Raw genomic sequence first — 25,224 nt, forward strand, 5'->3', positions numbered from 1 at the left:
TCGTTATTCGCAACTGGAACACGCAAGCTATGAGTAAACCCATTGTGATGGAACGCGGTGTTAAATACCGCGATGCCGATAAGATGGCTCTTATCCCGGTAAAAAATGTGGCAACAGAGCGCGAAGCCCTGCTGCGTAAACCGGAATGGATGAAAATAAAACTGCCAGCGGACTCCACTCGCATCCAGGGCATCAAAGCAGCAATGCGCAAAAATGGCCTGCACTCTGTCTGCGAAGAAGCTTCCTGCCCTAACCTGGCTGAATGTTTCAATCACGGAACCGCAACGTTTATGATCCTCGGCGCTATTTGTACCCGCCGCTGCCCATTCTGCGACGTTGCGCATGGTCGTCCGGTTGCCCCGGATGTCAATGAACCGTTAAAACTGGCTCAGACCATTGCGGACATGGCGCTGCGCTATGTTGTCATCACCTCCGTCGATCGCGACGATCTGCGCGATGGTGGTGCTCAGCACTTTGCGGACTGCATCACGGCTATCCGTGAAAAAAGCCCGTCAATTAAAATCGAAACGCTGGTGCCTGACTTCCGTGGCCGTATGGATCGCGCGCTGGATATTCTCACCGCAACACCGCCAGACGTATTCAACCATAATCTCGAAAACGTACCGCGTATTTACCGTAATGTACGCCCAGGCGCTGATTACAACTGGTCGCTGAAGCTTCTGGAACGTTTCAAAGAAGCCCATCCAGAGATCCCAACCAAATCAGGTCTGATGGTGGGGCTGGGCGAAACCAATGCTGAAATCATCGAGGTTATGCGCGACCTGCGTCGCCATGGCGTAACCATGCTGACGCTGGGGCAATATTTGCAGCCTAGCCGTCACCATCTGCCGGTTCAGCGCTATGTTAGCCCGGATGAGTTCGATGAGATGAAAGCGGAAGCTATGGCCATGGGCTTTACTCATGCAGCTTGCGGTCCGTTTGTTCGTTCTTCATACCATGCAGACATGCAAGCAAAAGGGCTGGAAGTGAAGTGATTGCGTAATACTCACTTACATTTCAGCAATAAAAAAACCGGCAAATTGCCGGTTTTTTTCATGCAAAGTATGCAGTATGAGCATCATGCTCCTGACATTACTCTTTATGAGAAAGCTTCTCAGCCTGAACACTACCATCAGCATCTTTCTTCGCTTCGGCATTTTCATCGTTCATCGCTTTCTTGAAGCCTTTAATTGCCGTTCCCAGGTCTCCACCCAGTGTACGTAACTTCTTGGTACCAAACAGCAGAACGACCAGTGCGGCAACCACCAGCAGTTTGGTAATACTAATCTCACCCATAGATACCTTCTTCACTTAAACCAGGCTGCATAAAGCGCCATATTAACCTGAGAATATTAACGGCCTTTCGACGCGGGCACACAATAGCAATCTGTAACAAGGTGAATCAAGCCTTGTTTAAAAAAACGTCATAATAATTGCGGTGGCGCAAAGCGCCGGTTGCGTAACACCGGAAGTTGCGCCCTGACTTGCCTTACCCGCTCAGCAGAAACCTCGGTGACTATCAGCGCGGGCGTTTCAGCGGCGGCGGCAATCGTCACACCGAACGGATCGATAACCCGGCTTTGACCGATATTCTTATTACCGCACTCCCCTGCTGCAATCAGATAGCAGGTTGCATCCAGCGCTCTTGCAGCCAATAGCGTAGCCCAGTGATGTTCTTTCAGCGCGCCCCGAACCCACGCCGCCGGGAGTACCAGGATTTCCGCCCCCTGCAAAGCATGCGCTAGAGCCAGCTCAGGGAAGCGTAAATCGTAGCAGGTCATCAGCCCTACCTTGAGACCTTCAACGTCCAACAGCGGCGCCACGGCATCCCCTGCATCAACATTACGCGACTCCTGAATTGAAAAGGCATCATAGAGATGTAATTTGGCGTAATGAGCAACAACCCGCCCTCTCCGCAGCGCCACCAGCATGTTAAACGCCCGTCCCGGCAAAGAGGGAACATGAATCGTCAGAATCGTTGTCATATCATTACGCATGCTCTCTCGTAATAGCCGCGTCAGAAATCCCCCTTCCAACAGTTGAGCAGACTTCACTGACAGATCGGGGTCAAGATCGTCACGGGCCAGCAACGCTTCTGGCAAGACCAGCAATGAGACGCCCTCGCTTGCTGCCTGGGACATCAATGATGCGCACGTTTCGGCGTTTTTCTCCCATGAGGGACCCACGGCAAATTGCCCTGCAGCAACGAACATATTCCCTCCTGAAAAAACGGTTAGGCTCGCCAATGATGATTATTCAGCGTTACACTCACAATATATACAATCAAATAGCAGGATTATGCAGTGTTACAACTCCTTTTAGCGGTTTTTATTGGTGGTGGTACAGGTAGCGTAGCCAGATGGCTGTTGAGCATGAGATTTAACCCACTTCATCAGGCTATTCCTTTCGGCACTCTGGCCGCAAACTTGATTGGCGCATTTATTATTGGCATGGGGCTGGCATGGTTTAATCGCATGACCAACATTGATCCCATGTGGAAAGTATTGATTACGACGGGTTTTTGCGGCGGATTGACCACGTTCTCTACTTTCTCAGCAGAAGTTGTGTTTTTGCTGCAGGATGGACGCTTTGGCTGGGCAATGGTGAACGTACTGATTAATCTGTTGGGGTCTTTTGCTATGACTGCCCTGGCGTTCTGGCTGGTTTCCGCTTCTCCGGCACACTGAAGACAAAAAAAACCCGCAATTAAGCGGGTTTTGAATTCTTGCTGTCGTATGCTTACAGAGCGGTTACGTTTGCAGCAGAAGGGCCTTTGGCACCGTTAGTGATTTCGAACTCTACACGCTGACCTTCAGCCAGAGTTTTAAAACCATTGGTCTGGATTGCAGAGAAGTGTACGAACACATCTTTGCTGCCATCTTCCGGAGTAATGAAACCGAATCCTTTGGACTCATTAAACCACTTAACGTTACCTTTAATCTTAGACATCAAAATTACCTTTACATGAAAAATAGACACAAATGCTGTGTCGGGTATCAGTACAACAATTGTGGTGGACTTTGTCCAGTCGAACTTTGCCAAAAAGTGATAAATGTCGCGTTATTTTTACAGCAAATATCATATCACATTGTTTTTATTTGTTTTTTCTTGCTCATTTAACAATGCGCGCCGTTCATCAGAACTGGAAACGCATCCAGGCAAAATAGACATTTCCGTTGTTATACGTACCGGGTATGTAGGTCATCTGAAACGTTGCCGGACCATAGCCTATTGATACCAGTGGTAGTATCACCGGCACGGGAATGTAGTTCCAGTTATCGCGCGCAGTGAAACCGGCGGTAAAACCCAGGCCGGCATGAAAGTTCTCATCGACCAGCGGTCGCCAGGTTTTTTCCCAACCATAGCCGCCGATCGGCTCCCATTTATTGTAGGAGTCTTTAAAGGCCATAATATAAATCCCGTGCCAGTTGCCTTTATCATCCCAACGGGACTGGCCAAATCCTGCCCCCCAGGGGCGTTCGTTGTAACGATCCGTTTTATCTTTATCGTAGGCAAAACGCGCATGCCAGGTAATGGCTGGCACATACAGATCATAATGTTCCGGCTGTTGCCAGGTTTCGCTGACATTATCTTTAAAGGTATCAAACCAGCCTTTATCTTCCGCAAGGACATGAGGAATTAAGGCTAACTGAATAAAAAGAAATGAAAAAATGAGACTATATCGTTTAGCAACAATCACAACTTAATTACCATCCTGGGATTTAATATTAATTGTAGCAAACACAACCTTAATAATAGCTTAACAAAAATGTACTGATAAAGAATCAGAATATTCCCTGTATATAATTCTTAGATTATTCCCCTGTATTTCATGAGGATTATCAATAATGGATGTTGTTTTCTTAATACCAATAAATTGCTCTTTTTGCATGCAAAGGTTAAATAAATACACAATTAATTAACAATAAAAGATCAATGTGGTATCAAACAGCATACAACCACAGAATGCTTCACATTTTTTGATTGCAGCATTCCCTATTCATCCTCTATGTTGAGAAAACATCTCAGCCATTGGTTTAATCCGTATTTTTATTGATTTCAATCAGCAAGGGTTATCCGTTTATTAGGCACATTCTCTCACCGTTTTATGCTTTTTTTAGTTTTTTTACTTTCTGGGCGTCAATGTGACAGGGGAAACAATGTTGACATTTATAGAACTCCTTATCGGAGTTATGGTTATTGTGGGTGTAGCACGCTACATCATTAAAGGTTATTCCGCGACCGGCGTGTTGTTTGTCGGTGGCCTGGTTTTACTGATTATCAGCGCCCTTATGGGACATAAAGTTCTGCCTGGCAGTGCCGAAAGCACAGGCTACACGGCAACAGACATCGTTGAATACATTAAAATTTTGCTGATGAGCCGCGGTGGCGATCTCGGCATGATGATCATGATGCTGTGTGGTTTTGCTGCCTACATGACGCATATTGGCGCAAACGATATGGTCGTCAAGCTGGCCTCTAAGCCTTTGCAATATATCAACTCACCTTATGTGTTAATGATTGCCGCCTACTTTGTCGCCTGCCTGATGTCACTGGCTGTTTCTTCGGCGACGGGGCTTGGCGTACTGCTGATGGCCACCCTCTTTCCGGTCATGGTTAACGTAGGTATCAGCCGCGGTGCTGCGGCGGCCATTTGCGCCTCCCCTGCCGCCATTATTCTTTCCCCCACTTCTGGTGACGTAGTTCTCGCCGCAAAAGCCGCAGAAATGCCGCTGATCGACTTCGCGTTTAAAACTACACTGCCGATTTCCATTGCCGCTATTATCGGCATGGCGATTGCCCACTTTTTCTGGCAGCGCTATCTGGATAAAAAAGAGAACGTTTCTCACGAAATGTTAGACGTGGCCGAAATCACCACCACCGCACCATCGTTTTACGCCATCCTGCCGTTTACTCCGATTGTGGGTGTTCTCATTTTTGATGGTAAATGGGGTCCGCAACTGCACATCATTACCATTCTGGTGCTGTGTATGCTTATTGCAGCGGTGCTGGAGTTTGTCCGTGGATTCAATACCCAGAAGGTTTTCTCGGGTCTGGAAGTGGCCTACCGCGGCATGGCAGATGCCTTTGCTAACGTGGTGATGCTGTTAGTTGCCGCCGGGGTGTTCGCTCAGGGTCTGAGCACAATCGGCTTTATCCAGAGCCTGATTTCGATCGCCACTTCGTTTGGCTCTGCCAGCATTATTCTGATGCTGGTACTGGTTATTCTAACGATGCTGGCAGCGATGACCACCGGTTCCGGGAATGCGCCGTTCTATGCCTTCGTTGAGATGATCCCTAAACTGGCACACTCTTCCGGAATTAACCCGGCTTACCTCTCCATCCCGATGCTGCAGGCATCAAACCTGGGGCGCACGATCTCCCCGGTCTCCGGCGTGGTTGTAGCTGTCGCAGGTATGGCGAAGATTTCACCGTTTGAAGTGGTGAAACGTACTTCGGTTCCAGTCATGGTTGGACTGCTGGTTGTGATTATCGCAACGGAAGTGATGGTACCAGCAACCTCAGCACTGACTGGCGGTTAATACCTGTCCATATGACCTTGATACACAAAATCATTTAAGCCGCATCAAGGCGGCAAGTGGTGAAATCCCCAGGAGCATAGATAACTATGTGACTGGGGTTTCTTCGCGCAACCAACAAAGAGGCAGCTTAAAGGATGATGTGTATTAGCCGCCGTGATAAATACGCTGCGGCCTACCCACCTTCCCGTGAATAATCTCCGCAATAATCAAATGCCGGCTGGCACAGTATTCCAGGTAACGCCTGGAGGTTGTGCGGCTGATAGTCAGCGCCTGTGCAATGGTTTCTGCAGTATGATGCACAGTAGGATCGGCGAATAATTTCAGCACCGCATTCAGCGTTAGCGCATCAATCCCTGTTGGCAAATCCCCTTTCGGTTCCCCGCGCGCATAAGCGTTAAACATTTCATCAATCTGCTTTTGACTGGCGCTGTCATTACCCGCCAACATGCGCCTGCGCTGCTGATAGCGAGTCAGCGTCTGCCCCAACCGTTCGTAGGCAATCGGTTTGACCAGATAGTCAAACGCCCCGCAGCGCACGGCCTCTGACACTGTATCCATATCGCTGGCTGCGGTAGTAAACACCACGCCGCCAGGGTAGCGTGCCTGGGTCAGTTCATGTAACAGGGAAATGCCCTTACCGTCCGGCAAATAGTTATCCAGAAGAATCAGTCCGGGCTTAAAACGCGCAATCATCATCCGCGCCTGCTCAAGGTTACCCGCCAGCCATATCTGGCTGAAGCCGGGTATATGGCGGATATACTCAGCATGCATTTCCGCCAGCAGCGTTTCATCCTCAACGATCAATAGCGTTAATGGTTCCGTCATCGTTTTTTTTCACTTTCGGAAGAAATAGAGAAAATAAAGTGCCGCAGGGATCGTTATCTTCGAGCGTAATAACCCCATCACAGCGCCTCACATAACTTGCAATCAGATACAAACCGATGCCATGTTCGCCTGGTTCATCGGTACGGGTACTTACACCCTGTTCAAATATTTTTTCACGCAACGCTTCCGGCACACCGCACCCTTGATCGGCGACTTCAATAATCACCTCATCCCCTTCATCGCTCAAAAAGAGCTCAATGACCTTATTCCCTTGCTGGGTACGTAAACTGGCCTCAAATGCATTATCAAGCAGATTGCCAACAATTGCTGCAAACTCTGTGCTATCCAGCCCATCGGGCAGTTGATGAAGTTGGCTACCGGGGACAATCAACATTTGAAGCCCTAACTCCCGCGCACGCTGGACTTTACCAAACAGCAAGCCGGCAACCTGACGATCGGCAAACGCACCGCGCAGACTATCAATCAGCTGCTGCTGAGCCAGGGATTCACCCTGGACCATCTCAAGAACCCGATCGTACTCTTTCATTTGCAGCAGGCCATTAATGGTCGACATCCAGTTCAAATGTTCGTGACGTAGCGTTCGCAGGCTCTCAACATATTGCTTGATTTGCGTAAGCTGGGCATTGAGGGTAGCGATCTCATCTTTGCTGCGAAAACTGATAATCGCTCCCAGCAATTCGTCGCCGGAACGGATAGCCTCACGATTGGCGATAACGCTCAGCCCGTTAAAATTCACCATCGCATCCTGACGTTGTTCCGCAATCTGCTGCGTGAAAAAATCTGACGGGTTAACGACCTCATCAATCGGTTTCCCCAGCCACTGCCGCCCTGGCGACGGTAGCCCCAGCATTTTTCGCGCACTGCGATTGATGGCCGTAATACACCCATCCAGATCAACGGCAATCAAACCTTCGTATACTGAGCTAAACAGCGCGTCCTGCTGACGCACGACGCGGGCAATTTGTTTCGGCTCCATTCCCAACATCTGGCGGCGAATATGCGCGGCAAAAAACCAGGAAAGCAACATCAGTAACAACAACAGCAGAAGAAACACCCCGGCCATCGGCAGTAAGAAATCCGATCGCCAGCTGTCGATTTTACTGATCAGATAACCGATCGAGACAACGCCAATAATTTTGCCATCATCATCAAAAATGGGCGTTTTCGCGCGCATCGCCAACCCGATAGACCCTTTACCGGTAATAAAGTAGCTTTCCCCGTTTGCCAACGCGCCGGGCTTGGTAAACTGCATTGGGTAGCCAATTTTTTGCGGATTCGGATGGTAGAGGCGAATAGAGTTTTCATCACCGATCACCACATAATCGAAATCAGTCCCGCTCTGAAGCTTGTCGGCAATGGTCGCCAGGCGCGTGTAATCGCGATGTTTCACGGCAGTGATGATACTGTCGTTGGAGGCAATGATTTTCGCCTGGTTCATCGCCATATCACGAACATGTGTTGTCAGATAGTCTTCAAAACTGGCGGTAAAATATTTCGCCAGCGCTGCAATGATAAAAACTGAAACCACCAGGATCAGCAGGAAAATACGCAATGGAAACGCCAGTTTACGAAAAAAAGAAAACCGTGTTTTATTTTTATGTTGTGACATAACTTTTCCTCACCGACGTTAACCGAAACTTATTTTTCTTTGTATTTGTAATAAAAATGTTTTATTTACAAGCCACGGTATAAAATAGGATCGTTACAGATTCCCCACCTTAAATCAATTAAACAAATTAAAACCACGCGCCATTTCGAGGTTAAGTTAATTAAAAAACTTAAAACCATAAAACACATTAAAACCTTCTAACTTATTGTGAAATAAATCAAAATTTACCGCCAAAATACCCCTTACGATGTATGTAGCAGGGAAAAAAAGAAATACACCGTAATAAAAAAGCTTTCCCTTCAATTGCAAACAAAACGTTATCAGGTTGCTAAGCCTGGCAACAAACCCAAAAAACAAGTAACAAATATACCATCAGGACACTTTTTACTATGTTCGGTAATAATATATTCTCGCACGTTAAACGCTCAGAAAATAAAAAAATGGCGGCTATCGCTCAATTTCTGAAAGAGAATGATTTGAGCGTTGATACGACCGTTGAAGTATTTATCACCGTTACTCGTGATGACCGCCTGATTGCCTGCGGCGGCATTGCCGGAAATATCATTAAATGTGTGGCAATCAGCGAAACCGTGCGCGGCGAAGGTTTGGCGCTGACGCTGGCCACTGAGCTCATCAATCTCGCTTATGAGCGGCACTGCACACATCTTTTCATTTATACCAAAACCGAATACGAAACGCTGTTTAAGCAGTGTGGTTTCTCTACGCTGACCAGTGTACCGGGCATTATGGTGCTGATGGAAAACAGCACTACACGTCTGAAACGTTACGCCGAATCACTGACAAAACAACGTCGTGAAGGGAAGAAAATTGGTTGTATCGTCATGAACGCCAATCCTTTTACTAACGGTCATCGTTTTCTGATCCAACAGGCGGCAGCGCAGTGCGACTGGCTGCATCTGTTCCTGGTGAAAGAAGATACCTCACGCTTCCCGTATGAAGACCGACTGGATCTGGTGCTAAAGGGGACAAAAGACATTCCGCATTTAACCGTGCATCGCGGATCGGAATACATCATTTCTCGCGCCACGTTCCCGTGCTACTTCATTAAAGAACAAAGCGTCATTAACCACTGCTACACCGAAATTGACCTGAAAATCTTCCGCCAATATCTGGCTCCGGCACTCGGCGTGACGCACCGCTTCGTCGGAACCGAACCGTATTGCACCGTCACCTCCCAGTACAACAACGACATGCGCTACTGGCTGGAGACCCCAATGCTCCCCGCCCCACCGATTGAACTGGTGGAAATTGAGCGGCTGTGCTTCCAGGAGATGCCGATTTCCGCCTCCTGGGTGCGCAAGCTGCTGGTTAAAAAAGATCTCACGGCTATCGCCCCTCTGGTTCCTGAAGCCACGCTGCACTACCTGCAAAACATGCTTGAGAGAACCTCGCCGGGTGCGGTAGTCCGCCAGAATACCCCCGCATTAGCAACAGGTGAAAAATGAAAATAAAGCAGGCAGCCGTCGCAGGCACTCTCGAGTCCGGTGATGTGATGATTCGCATCGCCCCACTCGATACGCAGGATATCGACCTGCAGGTTAACAGTAGCGTTGAAAAACAGTTTGGTGATGCTATTCGCACCACCATCCTGGACGTACTGTCCCGCTACAACGTACGCGGCGTGCAATTAAATGTTGATGATAAAGGCGCACTGGACTGCATTTTACGTGCGCGACTGGAAGCACTACTGGCCCGCGCCAGCGGCATTCCGGCACTGCCATGGGAGGATTGCCAGTGATTTCCGACTCTTTGCAACAACGTAAATCCCGTACGCGCCGCAGCATGCTGTTCGTGCCGGGTGCCAATGCTGCGATGATCAGTAACTCGTTTATCTACCCAGCAGATGCGCTGATGTTCGACTTAGAAGACTCCGTCGCATTGCGTGAGAAAGACACCGCACGTCGTCTGGTCTACCACGCGCTGCAGCATCCGCTTTACCACGATGTTGAAACCATTGTCCGCGTGAACGCCCTCGACTCAGAATGGGGTATCAACGACCTCGAAGCAGTCGTTCGCGGTGGCGCTGACATCGTGCGATTACCCAAAACCGATACCGCACAGGATGTCACCGACATCGAAAGCGAAATCCTGCGAATCGAAAAAGCCTGCGGTCGCGAACCCGGCAGCACCGGTCTGCTTGCCGCTATCGAATCGCCGCTGGGTATCACCCGCGCCGTTGAAATCGCCCATGCTTCTGAGCGCCTGATCGGCATTGCGCTGGGTGCAGAAGATTACGTGCGCAACCTGCGCACCGAACGTTCACCGGAAGGTACCGAACTGCTGTTCGCCCGCTGCTCTATTTTGCAGGCAGCACGCTCTGCAGGTATTCAGGCGTTCGATACCGTCTATTCCGACGCCAACAACGAAGCCGGTTTCCTGCACGAAGCCGCACACATCAAGCAACTGGGTTTTGACGGTAAATCGCTCATCAACCCGCGCCAGATAGAACTCCTGCACAACCTGTACGCGCCGACGCGCAAAGAGCTGGCGCACGCCCGCCTGGTTGTAGAAGCCGCTGAAGCCGCCGCTCGCGAAGGCCGTGGCGTTGTCTCCCTGAACGGCAAGATGGTCGACAGCCCGGTTATCGAGCGCGCCCTTCTGGTTATCTCCCGTGCAGAACTTTCCGGCATTCGCGAAGAATAAGGCAAAAAAATGACGCAGAAAATCGAACAGTCTCAACGCCAGGATCGCGTGGCGACCTGGAGTCGTCATGCAGAAAGCGACCTTTCCGCTTTCCACAGCAGCGCAAAAGTGGATTTGCAGGCGCAAAAACCACGCGACCAAAAGCTGTGCGCTAACCTGGAAGACGCGATACGCCGTTCAGGTCTACAGGATGGGATGACTATCTCTTTCCACCACGCTTTTCGCGGCGGCGATCTGACCATTAACCTGGTGATGGACGCCATCGCCAAAATGGGTTTCAAAAATCTGACACTGGCCTCCAGCTCCCTGAGCGACTGCCATGCTCCGCTGGTTGAGCACATTCGTCAGGGCGTGGTCAGCCGTATTTATACTTCTGGTCTGCGTGGCCCGCTGGCAGAAGAAATCTCTCGTGGTCTGTTGGCTGAACCTGTACAGGTCCACTCTCACGGCGGTCGCGTACACCTGGTACAAAGCGGCGAGTTAAACATTGACGTGGCCTTCCTCGGCGTGCCGTCCTGCGATCAGTTTGGTAACGCTAATGGCTATACCGGTAAAGCCTGCTGCGGTTCGCTGGGTTACGCCCGTGTCGATGCTGAAAACGCGAAACAGGTCGTCCTGCTGACCGAACAACTGCTGACCTACCCGCATAATCCGGCCAGCATCACCCAGGATCAGGTGGATCTGATCGTGCAGATCGAGCAAGTCGGCGATGCCGATAAAATCGGCGCAGATGCGACCCGTATGACCACCAACCCGCGAGAACTGCTGATCGCCCGCAGTGCTGCAGATGTGATCGCGAACTCCGGCTACTTCAATGAAGGCTTCTCATTGCAAACCGGTACGGGGGGGGCTTCGCTGGCCGTGACTCGCTTCCTGGAAGACAAAATGCGCAGCCGCGATATCCGTGCTGACTTCGCACTGGGCGGCATCACTGCCACCATCGTTGACCTGCATGAAAAAGGCTTAATCCGCAAACTGCTGGACGTACAAAGCTTCGATCGTTGTGCCGCTGAGTCCCTGGCCCGCAACCCAGACCACATTGAGATCAGCGCTAACCAGTACGCTAACTGGGGTTCAAAAGGTGCATCCGTTGACCGTCTGGACGTCGTGGTGCTGAGCGCGCTGGAAGTGGATACGAACTTCAACGTCAACGTGCTGACCGGCTCTGACGGCGTGTTGCGCGGCGCATCCGGTGGCCACTGCGATACTGCCGTCGGCGCTGCGCTGTCGATCATCGTCGCTCCATTGGTACGTGGTCGCATCCCGACACTGGTTGATAACGTGCTGACCTGCGTAACCCCAGGCTCCAGCGTTGATATCCTGGTCACTGACCACGGTATCGCCGTCAACCCTGCACGCCCTGAACTGGCCGAACGTCTGCAGGAAGCAGGTATGAAAGTGGTATCCATCGAATGGCTGCGCGAGCGAGCACAACAGCTCACCGGCCAGCCACGCGCCATTGAATTTACCGACCGCGTGATTGCCGTTGTGCGTTATCGCGACGGTTCGGTGATTGATGTTGTGCATCAGGTGAAGGAATAAGCCATGCACCTGCTCCCTGAACATGCCACCTGCCACGCGGTTTCTATTGCCGAACTGCTCGCCAGCCGGGATGAGAGACAAGCGCGGCAGCATGCCTGGCTCACACGCCACCACGCACCACTGGTCTCTTTTACCGTGGTGGCACCAGGCCCGATTAAAGACAGCGAATTAACACGTCGCATTTTTAATCACGGCATGACCGCCCTGCTTATGCAGGCGGAAAAATCTGGCTGGATTGTCAGGGAGCAAACTGCGCGGGTTTCTGCCAGCGGGCCGGAAGGTCTTTTGTCTGTTGAAGCTCCGGCGCACGACCTCAAACTCGCCACCATCGGGCTTGAGCATTCACATCCGTTGGGACGGTTATGGGATCTCGATGTTCTGACCCCTGAAGGGGAGATCCTGTCCCGCCGTCATTTCGCGCTCCCAGCCCGCCGCTGCCTACTGTGCGGGCAAAGCGCTGCCGACTGCGCGCGGGGTAAAACCCACGCGCTTTCCGACCTACTTATTCGTATGGAGGAACTGCTGCATGATGCCGATTCCCGCAACATCGACTGATTCCGCAGCCCTTCCGCTGGATCTGCCCGACGCCTACGCGCGGCTCGCGTGGCGCGCCATGCTGACTGAAGTCAACTTATCGCCTAAACCGGGTCTGGTGGATCGTATTAATAACGGCGCACATAAAGATATGGCGCTGGAAGATTTTCATCGCAGCGCAGAGGCTATTCACGCCTGGCTGCCACGTTTCGTCGAATACGGTGCCTTCAGCGCACAACTCGCGCCTGAAGATGTGCTCAAAGGACTGCGTCCGGTGGGTATGGCCTGCGAGGCCGAGATGTTTCGCGCCACCGCCGGGGTGAACACCCATAAAGGCAGTATTTTTTCGCTGGGACTGCTGTGTGCCGCCATTGGCCGCCTGCACCAACTGCGCCAAACCGTTACACCTGAAACCATTTGCTCTACGGCGGCAACCTTTTGCCGTGGCCTGACCGGGCGCGAACTGCGCCAGAACAATCAACAACTCACGGCTGGCCAGCGTTTGTATCAACAACAGGGATTAACCGGTGCTCGCGGTGAAGCAGAAGCAGGCTATCCGTTAGTGATCCACCACGCTTTACCGCACTACCGCGCGTTGCTGGCTCAGGGTCGCGATCCTGAACTGGCATTGCTCGACACCTTACTGCTGCTTATGGCAATCAACGGCGATACCAACGTGGCTTCCCGCGGTGGCGCTGAGGGCTTGCGCTGGTTACAGCAGCAATCCGTCACATTATTGCAGCAAGGGGGAATTCGTACCCCCGCCGATCTCGATTACCTGCACCAGTTCGACCAACAGTGTATTGAACGCAACCTCAGCCCCGGAGGCAGCGCCGATCTGCTGATTGTCACCTGGTTCTTAGCTCAGATTTCACAAGTTCATCATTATCACAATTAAAGATCCTTTCCGGAGAATCATTCATGTCTTTATCAAAAGATAGTATATGGAAGTTACTGGCCCCGCTGGTCGTAATGGGCGTCATGTTTCTTATCCCCGTCCCTGATGGAATGCCCCCGCAGGCCTGGCACTACTTTGCCGTGTTTGTGGCCATGATTGTCGGTATGATCCTCGAGCCAATCCCGGCAACAGCGATCAGCTTTATCGCCGTGACAATTTGCGTTATCGGCAGCAACTACCTGCTGTTTGATGCAAAAGAACTGGCTGATCCAACCTTTCACGCCGGCAAACAGGCGCTGAAATGGGGTCTGGCGGGCTTCTCCAGCACCACCGTGTGGCTGGTGTTCGGCGCGTTTATTTTTGCACTGGGTTATGAAGTCACCGGTCTGGGTCGTCGTATCGCGCTGTTCCTGGTGAAGTTCATGGGGAAACGTACCCTGACGCTGGGCTATGCGATTGTGATCATCGACATCCTGTTAGCACCGTTTACACCGTCTAACACCGCGCGTACTGGTGGTACCGTATTCCCGGTTATCAAGAACCTGCCACCGCTATTTAAATCATTCCCGAACGATCCTTCAGCACGTCGTATCGGTGGTTATCTGATGTGGATGATGGTGATCAGTACCAGCCTGAGCTCCTCAATGTTCGTCACTGGCGCGGCGCCAAACGTGCTGGGTCTGGAATTCGTCAACAAAATTGCCGGTATTCAAATCAGCTGGCTGCAGTGGTTCCTCAGCTTCCTGCCGGTCGGTATTATTTTACTGATCGTTGCGCCGTGGCTGTCTTACGTTCTGTACAAACCAGAAGTCACTCACAGTGCAGAAGTTGCCGCATGGGCCGGTGATGAACTGAAAACCATGGGTAAACTGACACGTAAAGAGTTAACCCTTATTGGTCTGGTGTTACTGAGCCTGGGTCTGTGGGTATTCGGCGGCAAGGTGATTGATGCCACCGCAGTGGGTCTGCTGGCGGTTTCTCTGATGCTGGCGCTGCACGTAGTACCGTGGAAAGACATCACCCGCTATAACAGCGCATGGAACACGCTGGTCAACCTCGCTACCCTGGTGGTGATGGCCAACGGCTTAACCCGTTCTGGTTTTATCGACTGGTTCGCCAACGCCATGAGCTCGCATCTGGAAGGTTTCTCGCCTAACGCTACCGTAATCGTGCTGGTACTGGTGTTCTATTTTGCTCACTACCTGTTTGCCAGCCTGTCTGCGCATACTGCGACCATGCTGCCGGTGATTCTGGCGGTTGGTAAAGGTATTCCCGGCGTACCAATGGAGCATCTGTGTATTCTGCTGGTACTGTCCATCGGTATCATGGGCTGTCTGACGCCGTATGCCACCGGTCCTGGTGTTATCATCTACGGCTGTGGTTATGTGAAGTCCAAAGACTACTGGCGTCTGGGTGCGATCTTCGGCGTTATCTACATCTCCATGCTTCTGCTGGTCGGCTGGCCGATTCTGGCGATGTGGAGCTAATCGTTCTCCCTAACGCGTAACGAAAATGATGCCAGTCGGCTAAACCTGACTGGCATTTTTTATGATTTAATAGATGACATTCAGAATTTATATAAGTATCCGAATTCATCATGACATCGACATGGCGTTATTGCTCTTTGCTGGCGGCACTTCTGCTGCCGGTCTCTGCGGCCCAGGCCGAACAACTTCAGGCAAAACAGTACGGTGATTTTGACCGTTATGTGCTGGCACTCTCCTGGCAAACCGGTTTTTGTCAGAGCCAACACGAACGTAATCGCCAGGAACCCGACGAATGCCGCCTGCAAAAAGAAGCCGAAAATAAAGCGGATTTCCTGACCGTCCACGGTCTGTGGCCGGGTCTGCCAAAATCAATCGCCGCCCGCGGTGTGGATAATCGTCGGTGGATGCGATTTGGCTGCGCAACACGCCCAATCCCAAACCTGCCGGAAGCCCGCGCCAGCCGTAAATGTGCAGCACCAGAAACGGGTCTGTCGCTGGAGAGTGCGGCAAAACTGAACGCCGTGATGCCCGGTGCTGGCGGAACATCCTGCCTCGAACGTTACGAATATGCCAAACACGGGGCCTGTTTTGGTTTCGACCCTGATGCGTACTTTGGCACCATGGTGCGAATGAATAGCGAGATAAAAAACACCGAATTAGGCAAATTTATTGCCGACAATTACGGAAAAGCCGTCAGCCGCAACGAATTTGACGCCGCTGTCGCGAAAACCTGGGGTAAAGAGAGCGTGAAGGCAGTGAAACTAAGCTGCCATGGTAACCCGGCTTACCTGACGGAAATTCAGTTTACCCTGAAAGCGGAGACCATTAATTCCCCGCTTTCAGCCACGTCATTCCTGTCACAGGCGCATCCCGGCAACTGCAGTAAGCAGTTTATCCTCGATAAAGTCGGGTATTGATCGCCTGAATGTGAACTAAATCACTTCAAACCTGGGGTAAGTCTCAGTATCATCGTAAAAGCTAAACCCTTGCCGCCAGACGGTGAGGGTTTTCTTTTGGGATTATTTACCTGCGCACCCGCAGTATCGACGACATGGAGTAATAAATGTCCAGACCAACTATCATCATTAACGACCTCGATGCTGAGCGCATTGACCGCCTGTTGGAGCAACCTGCGTTTGCTGGTTTACCGATTGCTGACGCCTTAAACGCCGAACTGGATCGCGCTCAAATGTGTTCTCCGGAAACCATGCCGCACGATGTCGTCACCATGAACAGCCGCGTGAAATTCCGCAATCTGAGCGATGGTGAAGTCCGTGTGCGTACCCTGGTGTATCCGGCCAATATGACCGACAGCAGTACTCAACTTTCAGTGATGGCTCCGGTTGGTGCTGCCCTGCTGGGTCTGCGCGTTGGCGACACGATCCACTGGGAGCTGCCAGGCGGTATGTCAACGCATCTCGAAGTCATTGCACTTGAATACCAGCCTGAAGCTGCGGGCGACTACCTGCGCTAACTCTGTCATATCAAAGCCACTCGCTTTATCTTACAGGGGATGCTTACGCATCCTCTTTCCGGTGAAATCCCGTCTCTCATTTACCTTGTCGCCGCTTTCCCTCTCCTGTTCGCAAAACATAAATCTGTGTCGTGACTGACAGAATCATTTTTAATACTATGCTGTTATGTGTTCATGTAATGACAAGGAGAATGTTTATGTACAACACAATCATAATGCCTGTTGATGTATTCGAAATGGAACTGAGCGATAAGGCTGTTCGCCATGCGGAATTTCTGGCACAGGAAAACGGGATTATCCATCTCCTGCATGTGCTTCCTGGCTCCGCCAGTTTAAGCCTGCATCGTTTTGCCGCTGACGTTCGTCGTTTTGAGGAACATCTGCAGCACGAAGCGGAAACTCGCCTGCAAACGATGGTCGGTCACTTCAGTATTGACCCTTCGCGCATTAAACAGCACGTTCGCTTTGGTAGCGTGCGTGATGTGGTCAACGAGTTGGGCGAAGAGCTCAATGCGGATGTGGTGGTCATTGGGTCACGTAACCCGTCAATCAGCACTCATCTGCTCGGTTCTAACGCCTCCAGCGTTGTCCGCCACGCTACCCTGCCGGTGCTGGTTGTACGTTAACAGCAACTGATTTGCTATAGAAAACCCCTGCCAGGTGAAGTCCTGACAGGGGTTTTTATTACCTCACGATCAATACAAGTGACCGATATTTACGATGGTGCTGACTGTATCGCCAAAGAACGTCAGACGACTCAGAAAGATGCCAACAAACAGCAGGATAAAGAGCACCTTAGCTCTACGCTCACCGTGACGGCTCAGCACGAATGCCAGCGCCAGACACACCAGGCTCGCCAGATAAAGCGGTGACGAAAGCCAGGCATGTGCCGTCATCTGCATAATAGTGCCACCGCTTAACCAGATAATCGGCGCGGCGATCAACACAGCCAGGCAAACCACAATCCCCTGACGTAGTGCAGTGATTGCAGGCGTGAGGTTAAGCAACGGCATCGCCGCACAGCCCATGACCCATACCGTAACAAAGAACAGCAGCATCGTCAGACCGTTGGCGATAGCGATCATTGCCGGTGCAGCATAGGTCATGCCTTGTACCGCCACCAGCGCGATCCCGAGAAGAGATGCCAGAATAGCCGGAACTTTGTGCCCTTTCGCCAGGAACGCCACACCAACTGCCGCTCCGTACAAGGTTGCGCCAAGAATTTCGCGGCTCAACCACGCATGCTGCAGGTTAATCAGGGCATTGTAGGCGCGATCCGGGTGTGCGAGGTGTAACACCGCCGCCACGGACGCCGCCGCCAGGACCAGTCCGCTAACCAGCCAGTAAAGACGTTTACTTTCCAGTTGCCCGCGCAACGTACGCAGCGTCAGAATTAACGTCATCCCTACCGACATCTGGCTTAAAACCGTAAAAATCACCAGAGGAAGTTCATACTTTTCCATTACTTGTCCTCCGGCTGCTTCGGTTGGCGTGCCAGGATAAAACGTGTCCCAGGATTAAGCTGCGGCATGTGCGGGAATCCCGGCGGATACTGCACGGCATTGTTCGGGATGGGGTCAGCATCCAAATCAATGAGTGTAAGTGCCCCGACCGGACAGGCGTTCACACACGCCGGGCTCATACCGACATCAAGACGTTCATAACACATGCTGCACTTTTCCGCTTTTTTTGTCTCTTCATTGAAGCGCGGGGCACCGTAAGGGCAGTTGCGGATACAGTTTTTACATCCGATGCAGCGCTCCGGGTTATGCACCACCACACCATCCTCGCGTTTGGTGTAGGCCTCTACCGGACAAGCCGCCAGGCAAGCCGGATTTTCGCAGTGGTTACAGGCCAGCGAGTAGAACGCCCGCTCCTCATGTGGATAAATTTCTTTATCCAGCGGGTAGACATAGCGCCAGTAACGTTCAGGCTCCAGTTGGTTAAAACTCTTACACGCCATCGCGCAGCCACGGCAGCCGATGCACTTATCGCTATTGACTAAAAACGCGCGTCTCATGCCGCAGCTCCTTCACTTCCTAACAGGGTAATATCAACAAATTGACTATGAATGGCCGCGCCGGGTGCGCCGGTCGCCATTTTGCCCATATCGGCTGGCGTATCCTTAACTACGTTCTGTACGTTGTAACTAAGTTTATTGAACCAAGACTCATACATCACAAGGAAATCTTCCGGCACGTTGGTGGTGATTTTGGCGCGCAATTCAACATGACCCGCTTCGTTGAAGACTTTGACGCGATCCCCCTCAGCAATCCCCTTTTTCTGCGCGGCAAACGGATGGATATAAACAAACGGTTCTGGCCAGAAAACCTGCATCCAGTCCAGATTCACAAACTGTGAGTGCAATCCGTACTGGAGATGAGGCGTAAACAAATGGAACGGTAGCGCGCCTTTGGCACCGGCCTTATATTCCGGCAATGCAGTGTGACCATTTTCCGCACAGCGTTCTGATTTGAATTCGTACTTGCCCGATGGTGTTTTAAATTTGCGATCGTACCAGGCCGCTGTGCTGACCATTTTCGCTTTGCGCGGTCCTTCAAGCAGATCGTCCCAGCCCGCAATGCCAAACTGTTTACCCATCGCCTCGTTGAATTCCTGATCCAACCAGCGTTTGGCATCAAACTCCTGTGGAAAGGTACACGAACCCGGTTCCATTTTATTGATGGTTTTTGACAGCAACGCCGCTATTTCCGGATCGCTCTTACACTCATACAGCGGTTTAATGGCTGGTTCATTAACAGACAACCAATAATGCCAATAAGATGAAGAAACATCCCATTGCTCAAAGGTGGTGGTGACAGGTAGCACGATATCCGCATGCTGGACGGTTTCGTTGAAGAACTGGTCGACACAAACCACCATCTCCAGTTTTTCGAACGCCTTCACCATTTTGTTGCGGTCGAAATCCTGAGCAAACGGGTTTTTAGACGCGACCCACAACATACGGATTGGCGGCTCGCTGGCATCGAGGATCCCTTGCGCCGTCTGGTTAATGTTCAGCGCACGGTCGGAGTATTCGCTCTTTTCACTGCTATCGCTGACAAACTCACCTACCGGGCCACCAGCCCCCTTCATTCCGACAGAGCCCACTGGCGGTTTCTGCATCATGCCATGGTAGTTGTAGCCCCAAGTCTGCAGATGGCCATAGCGAGCGCCACCACCTTCAATGCCGATATTGCCGGTCATCGCGACAAATGCGTCGATCGCTCGGACGTTAGCCCCGCCGTTGACATGGCGCTGCATCCCGTAGCCAATCCACACCGTGGCTGGATTTACCGCGGTGAACTCTTCTGCCAACTCACGGATCACATTGGCCGGCAGGCCACAAATTTCAGACGCCCACTCGACGGTAACGTGATTGCGCAGGTAGTCTTCAAATTCGTCATAGCCGTGGGAAAAGTTGTTGACGAAGTCCTGATCAACCAGGCCTTTGTCTACCAGGTGACGCGCCATACCGAGCGCCAGCGCACCATCAGAACCTGGACGAACGCGTAGGTACAGATCGGCTTTGGCTGCGGTTTGCGTCAGCAGTGGGTCAATCACCACGACCTTCGCTCCTTTCTCGCGAGCCTGATAGATGTACTTCATGGTGTGCATCGAGCACCATGCCGGGTTTGCCCCCCAAATAATAATGTATTTGGCTTTAACAAAATCCTCCGGGTCGTTACACCACATATCACCCATGTCATAATTCTGAGCGTCAATACCCGCAGGCCAACATGGCGTACCGGCAAAACGGGTGGTGTAGCCGAGAGAAGACATCATCCCTTCAACGGCATACCCCATCACCCCAAGATTGCCGGAGTATTTTGACAGCGCCAGCCCCAACATTGAGCCGTCTTTCTTTTTGATTTCCAGCATTTTGCTGGCAATGCGCTGCATCGCCTCATCCCAGGAAACCCGACGCCATTTACCGCTGCCACGGCCATCCTGAACCATCGGATACTTAATGCGATCGGGGCTGTATACCCGACGTGGATACGTCAACCCTTTAACACAAGGCGTTCCGTGCGTGAAGGTAGACTCCGGTGCACCTTCTACAAAGGTGATAACATCATCCTTCACCCAAGTTTTCAGGCTACAGGTGTCGTAGCAGTTACGCGGACAGGCATTGCGGGAAATTTTATACGTCTTGGGGTTAAACGGAACCGGCGGCTGTGCATACGCACAGCGGGATGACAACAACCCGCCAGGTAAAGTCGCTACCGTGCCCAGTACAACCAATCCCTTTAAAAAAGAACGCCTGTTCAGAAGTCCCGGATCATTGCTCATAGTGATACTCTCGTGTTTAATTCATCAAGCCAAAAAGACAATTTTTCCGCTACGGTTTTCAACGCGACGGTTTGTGCATTTATATTTATTTTTTCGATATACCCAGGAACCCAATTCGCAACATACTCCATTGCATAACGATTAAGTGCGACCTGATATTCAGAAGACGCCCTGGCGTTAGCCGATAATAAAACCGTCAATTCCAATACATAAGAGATATGATCATCAGGAATATTATTCGCGTTATTTATAGATAAGCCTATATTTGCCATAAACTCCCGAATGCTCAGGGTGGATTTACCCATCACAAGGGCATCTTCTTCGAGATAAACCGACGCGAACGGCGCGGCCTTTAGCGTCTGCGGCCCGACAAATAGCGCATTGAAGTCGTACTCCGCTTCCAGCCACTCGCGCTCTGTTAGCGTTGAGGCATTTTTATCCAGGGCTGAATAAGCCTCTTTCAACGTGGTGCCATCATAAGAGATAAAAAAGTCACGCAACAATAACCCTGTCGATTCAAAGCTCGTCAGGGTTTCATATATTTCACCCATGAATTAACCAACCATTTATTCATACAACAAATGAAAACGTAATACAGGTTAATATCATAGGGAAAACGCCAAATCTTTCTTTGATAAAACTAATGATCAGGCTAATTAAAGTAATATTTTATGCGGTATATTGTTTCAAGAATTGACAATCTGAGAGCGCGGAAATAAAAAACCGCCAGTGAGTAACTGGCGGTTTGAGTATTGCAGGTGAGTCTTACTTCTTTTTATGCTGTAGTCGTGCGAATCAAATAATCAAAGGAACTCAGCGACGCTTTTGCACCTTCGCCGGTGGCAATGATAATCTGCTTGTACGGTACGGTGGTGCAATCGCCCGCCGCAAATACGCCCTTCACGCTGGTTTCGCATCTGGCATCGATGATGATTTCACCCATGCGGTTACGCTCAACGGCGCCTTCCAGCCAGTTCGTGTTCGGTAGCAGGCCTATCTGCACAAAAATACCTGCCAGCTCCACATTATGGACGTCGCCACTGACGCGGTCACGGTATTCCAGACCGGTGACTTTGCTGCCGTCGCCTTTCACTTCGGTGGTCTGCGCATTCAGAATGATATCGACGTTTTTCAGGCTGCGCAGTTTATTTTGCAGAACCTGATCCGCCTTCATTTCTGGAGCAAACTCCAGCAGCGTCACGTGTTCAACAATACCAGCTAGATCGATAGCCGCTTCAACGCCCGAGTTACCGCCACCAATCACCGCAACGCGCTTGCCTTTGAACAGCGGACCGTCACAATGCGGACAATAGGTTACACCTTTGGTCCGATACTGATCTTCACCCGGAACGTTCATGTTGCGCCATTTTGCACCGGTAGCAATGATAATGCTGCGTGCTTTCAGCACCGCGCCGGAAGCCGTTTCAATCTGATGTAAGCCGCCTTCCTGCGCTGCCGGAATCAGTTTGCTGGCGCTCTGGCTATCAATCACATCAACATCATAATCATCAACGTGTGCTTTCAGCGCACCAGCCAGTTTCTGACCTTCGGTTTTCGGCACAGAAATGTAGTTTTCGATATCAACGGTATCCAGTACCTGACCGCCAAAGCGTTCGCCCATCAGGCCGGTGCGAATACCTTTACGTGCAGAGTACACCGCTGCTGCCGCCCCCGCAGGGCCGGAGCCGACGATCAATACATCATAGGCATCGCGCTTATTCAGTTCTTCCGCCGCACGTTTTTCTGCGCCAGTATCCACTTTCGCCACGATCTCAGTCAGCGTCATACGCCCCTGACCAAACTCTTTGCCGTTCATAAAGACGGCCGGAACGCCCATCACGTTGCGATCGGTAATCTCATTCTGGAAGGTGCCGCCGTCGATCGCCGTGTGCTTGATACGCGGATTCAGTACGGACATCAAGTTCAGCGCCTGAACAACATCCGGACAATTGTGGCAGGACAACGAATAATAGGTTTCAAACTCAAAATCACCGTCGAGATCGCGGATCTGCTCCAGTAACGCCTGCGCCTCTTTTGACGGATGACCGCCGGTCCACAGCAGCGCCAGCACCAAAGAGGTAAACTCGTGGCCCAGCGGGGAGCCTGCAAAACGCGGCCCCTGGTGAGAACCGGGGTTAGTAATCAGGAACGATGGCTTACGTACTGCCAGGGTGTTGTCTTCTTTAAAGGTCACTTTTTCTGACAGTTCAGCAATTTCAGTCAGCAGTTCCTTGATTTCTGCCGATTTAGCGCTGTTATCCAGCGTAGCAATCAGCTCAACAGGTTTGGTCAGTTTCTCAAGGTAAGCCCTGAGCTGGGTTTTCATATTTGTGTCGAGCATTGTTCTTCCCTCTCTGAAAACATCATCATGCAAGCCGACTTAGCTGGACTGCATTAATGCAACTTGCGTCATGGTGCTGGAATGAAACAGGCGCAAATTTGCGCCTGTGGAATGCCGGATGCAGTGCGTTTATCCGGCCTACAAATTATGCGACTTAAATCTTACCAACCAGGTCCAGAGATGGAGCTAATGTGGCTTCGCCTTCTTTCCATTTCGCCGGGCAAACTTCGCCTGGGTGAGAAGCAACGTACTGTGCAGCTTTAATTTTACGCAGCAGGTCAGATGCATCACGGCCGATACCTTCAGCGGTAACTTCGATTGCCTGGATGATACCCTGCGGGTCAACAACGAAGGTTGCGCGGTCAGCCAGACCTTCATCTTCACGCATGTTGTCGAAGTTACGGGTCAGGGCGCCAGTCGGGTCGCCGATCATCGCATATTTGATTTTCGCGATGGTGTCAGAGCTGCTGTGCCATGCTTTGTGCGTAAAGTGGGTATCGGTAGACACGGAATAAACGTCTACGCCCAGTTTCTGCAGTTCTTCGTAGTGGTCAGCCACATCGCCCAGTTCGGTCGGGCATACGAAAGTAAAGTCAGCCGGGTAGAAGAAGAACACGCTCCAGCGACCTTCAGTATCTTTCTCGGTGACTTCGATGAACTCACCGTTTTTGAACGCCTGGTTTTTGAAAGGTTTAATTTTGGTATTAATCAAAGACATCTGTACTTCCTCCGTGTTTTCGTTGAGGGATAAGTTAACGAAAATCGTTTATCAGGGCTAATCCGTTTCCTTTATCAAATCAATAAGCGTTAACTAACAACCGACTCAACAAATGGTGTTAAACCGTAGCCAAAAGTAAAAAGGCCCCCTTTGCAGGGAGCCCATTACCTGAGTTACCCGCGGATAACTTCAGTGCCAGCAGACTGGCTAAGTGTTGCGCTCTACATTACCTTAACAAAGGTTGTAACAGCGATTGGGATTACATCACCCAACTCAAGAAAGGGCAATCGACGGACTGTCGGTCTTACCTATGTCTGTGATAGGTTTTGCAATTCAGCCCCCTTTCCTTTTGATTTTATAAGGAAAATCAATGTTAAAGCGTACATTACTGTTAGCCCTGTTACCTGCGGCCGTACACGCCGAAGACCTCCCGGACGCCGTTAAAGCGATTGAGAAACAGGGCATTACTATCCTGAAGCCGTTTGACGCACCGGGTGGAATGAAAGGCTACCTGGGAAAATACCAGGATATGGGAGTGACTATCTATGTCACGCCTGACGGAAAGCATGCCATTTCCGGCTATATGTACAATGAGAAAGGCGAAAACCTCAGTAATGCGCTGATAGAAAAAGAAATCTATGCGCCTGCAGGGCGCGAGATGTGGCAACGCATGGAAAAAGCACCGTGGATTCTGGACGGTAAAAAAGACGCTCCCGTAATTGTCTACGTGTTTGCCGATCCCTTCTGCCCGTATTGCAAACAATTTTGGCAACAGGCGCGCCCCTGGGTTGATTCAGGCAAAGTACAGTTACGTACGCTATTGGTTGGCGTGATCAAACCTGAAAGTCCAGCAACTGCCGCGGCAATTCTCGCCGCAAAAGACCCGGCCAAAACCTGGCATGACTACGAGGCATCCGCTGGAAAATTAGCACTGCAAATGCCAACGACTCCCCCTGTTGAGCAACTAAAACAATTGAATATAAACCAAAAATTGATGGACGATTTAGGGGCCAACGTGACGCCTGCTATTTATTACATGAGCGAGGACAATACGCTGCAACAGGAAGTGGGATTGCCGGAGAAGGATAAACTAAACATTATCATGGGCAATAAATAAAGGTAATAAAATGAGTGATTGTTATCGTTCTCATTACAATCACTCATCATCATTTAATTTTATCGTAAAAATAACGCTGGATGTGCTACTTTAGTTTTAGTTAATTATTAATTAAGCACGTAAACATAAATTTTTAGAATGATTAACATTTAAAATAT

At 50.9% G+C, this 25,224-nt stretch carries 26 protein-coding genes; 14 read left to right on the forward strand and 12 right to left on the reverse strand.

Translation table 11 applies throughout. The annotated features are described in order from the left end of the window. Window positions 1-29 precede the first annotated feature (29 nt). The gene (gene lipA, locus E4Z61_RS10430; protein ID WP_117342218.1) at window positions 30-995 is read left to right on the forward strand and encodes a lipoyl synthase; all 966 of its coding nucleotides are present in this window, start codon (window positions 30-32) and stop codon (window positions 993-995) included. 97 nt (window positions 996-1,092) lie between these two features. Here lipA and tatE read toward each other — a convergent pair whose 3' ends face one another. Further along, entirely contained in the window at window positions 1,093-1,296 is a 204-nt protein-coding gene (tatE, locus tag E4Z61_RS10435; protein ID WP_135322698.1) for a twin-arginine translocase subunit TatE, read from the reverse strand. 128 nt (window positions 1,297-1,424) lie between these two features. Further along, window positions 1,425-2,213 carry a deaminated glutathione amidase gene (locus E4Z61_RS10440; RefSeq protein WP_135322699.1) on the reverse strand — a complete coding sequence of 263 codons (789 nt, stop codon included), beginning with the start codon at window positions 2,211-2,213 and terminating at the stop codon, window positions 1,425-1,427. A 90-nt stretch (window positions 2,214-2,303) separates the two neighbouring features. Here E4Z61_RS10440 and crcB point away from each other — a divergent pair, with 90 nt between their 5' ends. Beyond that, complete coding sequence (crcB, locus tag E4Z61_RS10445; RefSeq protein WP_135322700.1) at window positions 2,304-2,687, forward strand: fluoride efflux transporter CrcB; 384 nt, start codon at window positions 2,304-2,306, stop codon at window positions 2,685-2,687. A 52-nt stretch (window positions 2,688-2,739) separates the two neighbouring features. On the opposite strand, the gene cspE is transcribed toward crcB, so the two are convergent. Then, complete coding sequence (cspE, locus tag E4Z61_RS10450; protein WP_000034826.1) at window positions 2,740-2,949, reverse strand: transcription antiterminator/RNA stability regulator CspE; 210 nt, start codon at window positions 2,947-2,949, stop codon at window positions 2,740-2,742. 187 nt (window positions 2,950-3,136) lie between these two features. Beyond that, the gene (pagP, locus tag E4Z61_RS10455; RefSeq protein ID WP_135322701.1) at window positions 3,137-3,700 is read right to left on the reverse strand and encodes a lipid IV(A) palmitoyltransferase PagP; all 564 of its coding nucleotides are present in this window, start codon (window positions 3,698-3,700) and stop codon (window positions 3,137-3,139) included. A 460-nt stretch (window positions 3,701-4,160) separates the two neighbouring features. Between pagP and dcuC the strand changes: the two genes are divergently transcribed. Further along, window positions 4,161-5,543 carry an anaerobic C4-dicarboxylate transporter DcuC gene (gene dcuC / locus E4Z61_RS10460; protein WP_135322702.1) on the forward strand — a complete coding sequence of 461 codons (1,383 nt, stop codon included), beginning with the start codon at window positions 4,161-4,163 and terminating at the stop codon, window positions 5,541-5,543. A 144-nt stretch (window positions 5,544-5,687) separates the two neighbouring features. Here the strand turns inward: dcuC and dpiA are convergent, their stop codons facing one another. Both dpiA and dpiB read right to left on the reverse strand, forming a co-directional pair. Next, window positions 5,688-6,368, reverse strand: a complete 681-nt coding sequence (gene dpiA / locus E4Z61_RS10465; RefSeq protein WP_135322703.1) for a two-component response regulator DpiA — start codon at window positions 6,366-6,368, stop codon at window positions 5,688-5,690. After that, window positions 6,337-7,998: a sensor histidine kinase DpiB gene (gene dpiB, locus E4Z61_RS10470; RefSeq protein WP_135322704.1), complete on the reverse strand. Its 1,662-nt coding sequence runs from the start codon at window positions 7,996-7,998 to the stop codon at window positions 6,337-6,339. Before dpiB ends, dpiA begins: the two co-directional genes overlap by 32 nt. Window positions 7,999-8,387: 389 nt before the next feature. Here dpiB and citC point away from each other — a divergent pair, with 389 nt between their 5' ends. The 10 genes from citC (at window position 8,388) to uspG (ending at window position 17,223) form a co-directional block, all read left to right on the forward strand. Further along, window positions 8,388-9,464 (forward strand): [citrate (pro-3S)-lyase] ligase, encoded by a 1,077-nt coding sequence (gene citC / locus E4Z61_RS10480; RefSeq protein ID WP_135322706.1) that lies wholly within the window; start codon window positions 8,388-8,390, stop codon window positions 9,462-9,464. Next, complete coding sequence (gene citD, locus E4Z61_RS10485; protein ID WP_096757911.1) at window positions 9,461-9,757, forward strand: citrate lyase acyl carrier protein; 297 nt, start codon at window positions 9,461-9,463, stop codon at window positions 9,755-9,757. The genes citC and citD overlap by 4 nt, the downstream gene beginning before the upstream one ends. Next, the gene (locus tag E4Z61_RS10490) at window positions 9,754-10,662 is read left to right on the forward strand and encodes an aldolase/citrate lyase family protein (protein WP_135324917.1); all 909 of its coding nucleotides are present in this window, start codon (window positions 9,754-9,756) and stop codon (window positions 10,660-10,662) included. Before citD ends, E4Z61_RS10490 begins: the two co-directional genes overlap by 4 nt. 9 nt (window positions 10,663-10,671) lie before the next feature. Further along, window positions 10,672-12,204, forward strand: coding sequence for a citrate lyase subunit alpha (gene citF, locus E4Z61_RS10495; protein WP_135322707.1), 1,533 nt, complete (start codon window positions 10,672-10,674; stop codon window positions 12,202-12,204). A 3-nt stretch (window positions 12,205-12,207) separates the two neighbouring features. After that, window positions 12,208-12,759, forward strand: coding sequence for a citrate lyase holo-[acyl-carrier protein] synthase (gene citX, locus E4Z61_RS10500; protein WP_135322708.1), 552 nt, complete (start codon window positions 12,208-12,210; stop codon window positions 12,757-12,759). Beyond that, on the forward strand, window positions 12,731-13,636 hold the full coding sequence (gene citG / locus E4Z61_RS10505) for a triphosphoribosyl-dephospho-CoA synthase CitG (protein WP_135322709.1): 906 nt from the start codon (window positions 12,731-12,733) through the stop codon (window positions 13,634-13,636). The genes citX and citG overlap by 29 nt, the downstream gene beginning before the upstream one ends. A 23-nt stretch (window positions 13,637-13,659) precedes the next feature. After that, window positions 13,660-15,123 carry a citrate/succinate antiporter CitT gene (citT, locus tag E4Z61_RS10510; RefSeq protein ID WP_135322710.1) on the forward strand — a complete coding sequence of 488 codons (1,464 nt, stop codon included), beginning with the start codon at window positions 13,660-13,662 and terminating at the stop codon, window positions 15,121-15,123. Between the two features lie 110 nt (window positions 15,124-15,233). Then, entirely contained in the window at window positions 15,234-16,040 is an 807-nt protein-coding gene (gene rna, locus E4Z61_RS10515) for a ribonuclease I (protein WP_135322711.1), read from the forward strand. 146 nt (window positions 16,041-16,186) lie between these two features. After that, window positions 16,187-16,597 carry a nucleoside diphosphate kinase regulator gene (gene rnk / locus E4Z61_RS10520; protein WP_135322712.1) on the forward strand — a complete coding sequence of 137 codons (411 nt, stop codon included), beginning with the start codon at window positions 16,187-16,189 and terminating at the stop codon, window positions 16,595-16,597. A gap of 197 nt (window positions 16,598-16,794) precedes the next feature. Continuing rightward, window positions 16,795-17,223, forward strand: a complete 429-nt coding sequence (uspG, locus tag E4Z61_RS10525) for a universal stress protein UspG (RefSeq protein ID WP_096757918.1) — start codon at window positions 16,795-16,797, stop codon at window positions 17,221-17,223. 69 nt (window positions 17,224-17,292) lie between these two features. Here the strand turns inward: uspG and E4Z61_RS10530 are convergent, their stop codons facing one another. The 6 genes from E4Z61_RS10530 to ahpC form a co-directional block, all read right to left on the reverse strand. Continuing rightward, entirely contained in the window at window positions 17,293-18,060 is a 768-nt protein-coding gene (locus E4Z61_RS10530) for a dimethyl sulfoxide reductase anchor subunit family protein (RefSeq protein WP_135322713.1), read from the reverse strand. Next, window positions 18,060-18,617: a 4Fe-4S dicluster domain-containing protein gene (locus E4Z61_RS10535; protein ID WP_135322714.1), complete on the reverse strand. Its 558-nt coding sequence runs from the start codon at window positions 18,615-18,617 to the stop codon at window positions 18,060-18,062. Before E4Z61_RS10535 ends, E4Z61_RS10530 begins: the two co-directional genes overlap by 1 nt. Further along, complete coding sequence (locus tag E4Z61_RS10540) at window positions 18,614-20,890, reverse strand: molybdopterin-dependent oxidoreductase (protein ID WP_135322715.1); 2,277 nt, start codon at window positions 20,888-20,890, stop codon at window positions 18,614-18,616. The genes E4Z61_RS10535 and E4Z61_RS10540 overlap by 4 nt, the downstream gene beginning before the upstream one ends. Beyond that, window positions 20,887-21,441, reverse strand: a complete 555-nt coding sequence (locus E4Z61_RS10545) for a TorD/DmsD family molecular chaperone (RefSeq protein ID WP_135322716.1) — start codon at window positions 21,439-21,441, stop codon at window positions 20,887-20,889. The genes E4Z61_RS10540 and E4Z61_RS10545 overlap by 4 nt, the downstream gene beginning before the upstream one ends. 224 nt (window positions 21,442-21,665) lie before the next feature. Then, window positions 21,666-23,231, reverse strand: a complete 1,566-nt coding sequence (gene ahpF / locus E4Z61_RS10550; RefSeq protein WP_135322717.1) for an alkyl hydroperoxide reductase subunit F — start codon at window positions 23,229-23,231, stop codon at window positions 21,666-21,668. Window positions 23,232-23,385: 154 nt separating this feature from the next. Then, complete coding sequence (ahpC, locus tag E4Z61_RS10555; RefSeq protein ID WP_004859485.1) at window positions 23,386-23,949, reverse strand: alkyl hydroperoxide reductase subunit C; 564 nt, start codon at window positions 23,947-23,949, stop codon at window positions 23,386-23,388. A 370-nt stretch (window positions 23,950-24,319) separates the two neighbouring features. Here ahpC and dsbG point away from each other — a divergent pair, with 370 nt between their 5' ends. Next, window positions 24,320-25,066 (forward strand): thiol:disulfide interchange protein DsbG, encoded by a 747-nt coding sequence (gene dsbG, locus E4Z61_RS10560; RefSeq protein WP_135322718.1) that lies wholly within the window; start codon window positions 24,320-24,322, stop codon window positions 25,064-25,066. Window positions 25,067-25,224: the final 158 nt, after the last annotated feature.

The organism is Citrobacter tructae, from assembly GCF_004684345.1.
Classification (GTDB): domain Bacteria; phylum Pseudomonadota; class Gammaproteobacteria; order Enterobacterales; family Enterobacteriaceae; genus Citrobacter; species Citrobacter tructae.

Coding starts and splice junctions, on each gene's coding strand:
- dpiB (WP_135322704.1), bottom strand. CDS start 7,998: ATGTCACAACATAAAAATAAAACACGGTTTTCTTTTTTTCGTAAACTG.
- dcuC (WP_135322702.1), top strand. CDS start 4,161: ATGTTGACATTTATAGAACTCCTTATCGGAGTTATGGTTATTGTGGGT.
- uspG (WP_096757918.1), top strand. CDS start 16,795: ATGTACAACACAATCATAATGCCTGTTGATGTATTCGAAATGGAACTG.
- tatE (WP_135322698.1), bottom strand. CDS start 1,296: ATGGGTGAGATTAGTATTACCAAACTGCTGGTGGTTGCCGCACTGGTC.
- citF (WP_135322707.1), top strand. CDS start 10,672: ATGACGCAGAAAATCGAACAGTCTCAACGCCAGGATCGCGTGGCGACC.
- citT (WP_135322710.1), top strand. CDS start 13,660: ATGTCTTTATCAAAAGATAGTATATGGAAGTTACTGGCCCCGCTGGTC.
- E4Z61_RS10440 (WP_135322699.1), bottom strand. CDS start 2,213: ATGTTCGTTGCTGCAGGGCAATTTGCCGTGGGTCCCTCATGGGAGAAA.
- E4Z61_RS10530 (WP_135322713.1), bottom strand. CDS start 18,060: ATGGAAAAGTATGAACTTCCTCTGGTGATTTTTACGGTTTTAAGCCAG.
- E4Z61_RS10540 (WP_135322715.1), bottom strand. CDS start 20,890: ATGAGCAATGATCCGGGACTTCTGAACAGGCGTTCTTTTTTAAAGGGA.
- lipA (WP_117342218.1), top strand. CDS start 30: ATGAGTAAACCCATTGTGATGGAACGCGGTGTTAAATACCGCGATGCC.
- cspE (WP_000034826.1), bottom strand. CDS start 2,949: ATGTCTAAGATTAAAGGTAACGTTAAGTGGTTTAATGAGTCCAAAGGA.
- E4Z61_RS10545 (WP_135322716.1), bottom strand. CDS start 21,441: ATGGGTGAAATATATGAAACCCTGACGAGCTTTGAATCGACAGGGTTA.
- dsbG (WP_135322718.1), top strand. CDS start 24,320: ATGTTAAAGCGTACATTACTGTTAGCCCTGTTACCTGCGGCCGTACAC.
- rna (WP_135322711.1), top strand. CDS start 15,234: ATGACATCGACATGGCGTTATTGCTCTTTGCTGGCGGCACTTCTGCTG.
- rnk (WP_135322712.1), top strand. CDS start 16,187: ATGTCCAGACCAACTATCATCATTAACGACCTCGATGCTGAGCGCATT.
- dpiA (WP_135322703.1), bottom strand. CDS start 6,368: ATGACGGAACCATTAACGCTATTGATCGTTGAGGATGAAACGCTGCTG.
- citX (WP_135322708.1), top strand. CDS start 12,208: ATGCACCTGCTCCCTGAACATGCCACCTGCCACGCGGTTTCTATTGCC.
- E4Z61_RS10535 (WP_135322714.1), bottom strand. CDS start 18,617: ATGAGACGCGCGTTTTTAGTCAATAGCGATAAGTGCATCGGCTGCCGT.
- citD (WP_096757911.1), top strand. CDS start 9,461: ATGAAAATAAAGCAGGCAGCCGTCGCAGGCACTCTCGAGTCCGGTGAT.
- citC (WP_135322706.1), top strand. CDS start 8,388: ATGTTCGGTAATAATATATTCTCGCACGTTAAACGCTCAGAAAATAAA.
- ahpF (WP_135322717.1), bottom strand. CDS start 23,231: ATGCTCGACACAAATATGAAAACCCAGCTCAGGGCTTACCTTGAGAAA.
- citG (WP_135322709.1), top strand. CDS start 12,731: ATGATGCCGATTCCCGCAACATCGACTGATTCCGCAGCCCTTCCGCTG.
- ahpC (WP_004859485.1), bottom strand. CDS start 23,949: ATGTCTTTGATTAATACCAAAATTAAACCTTTCAAAAACCAGGCGTTC.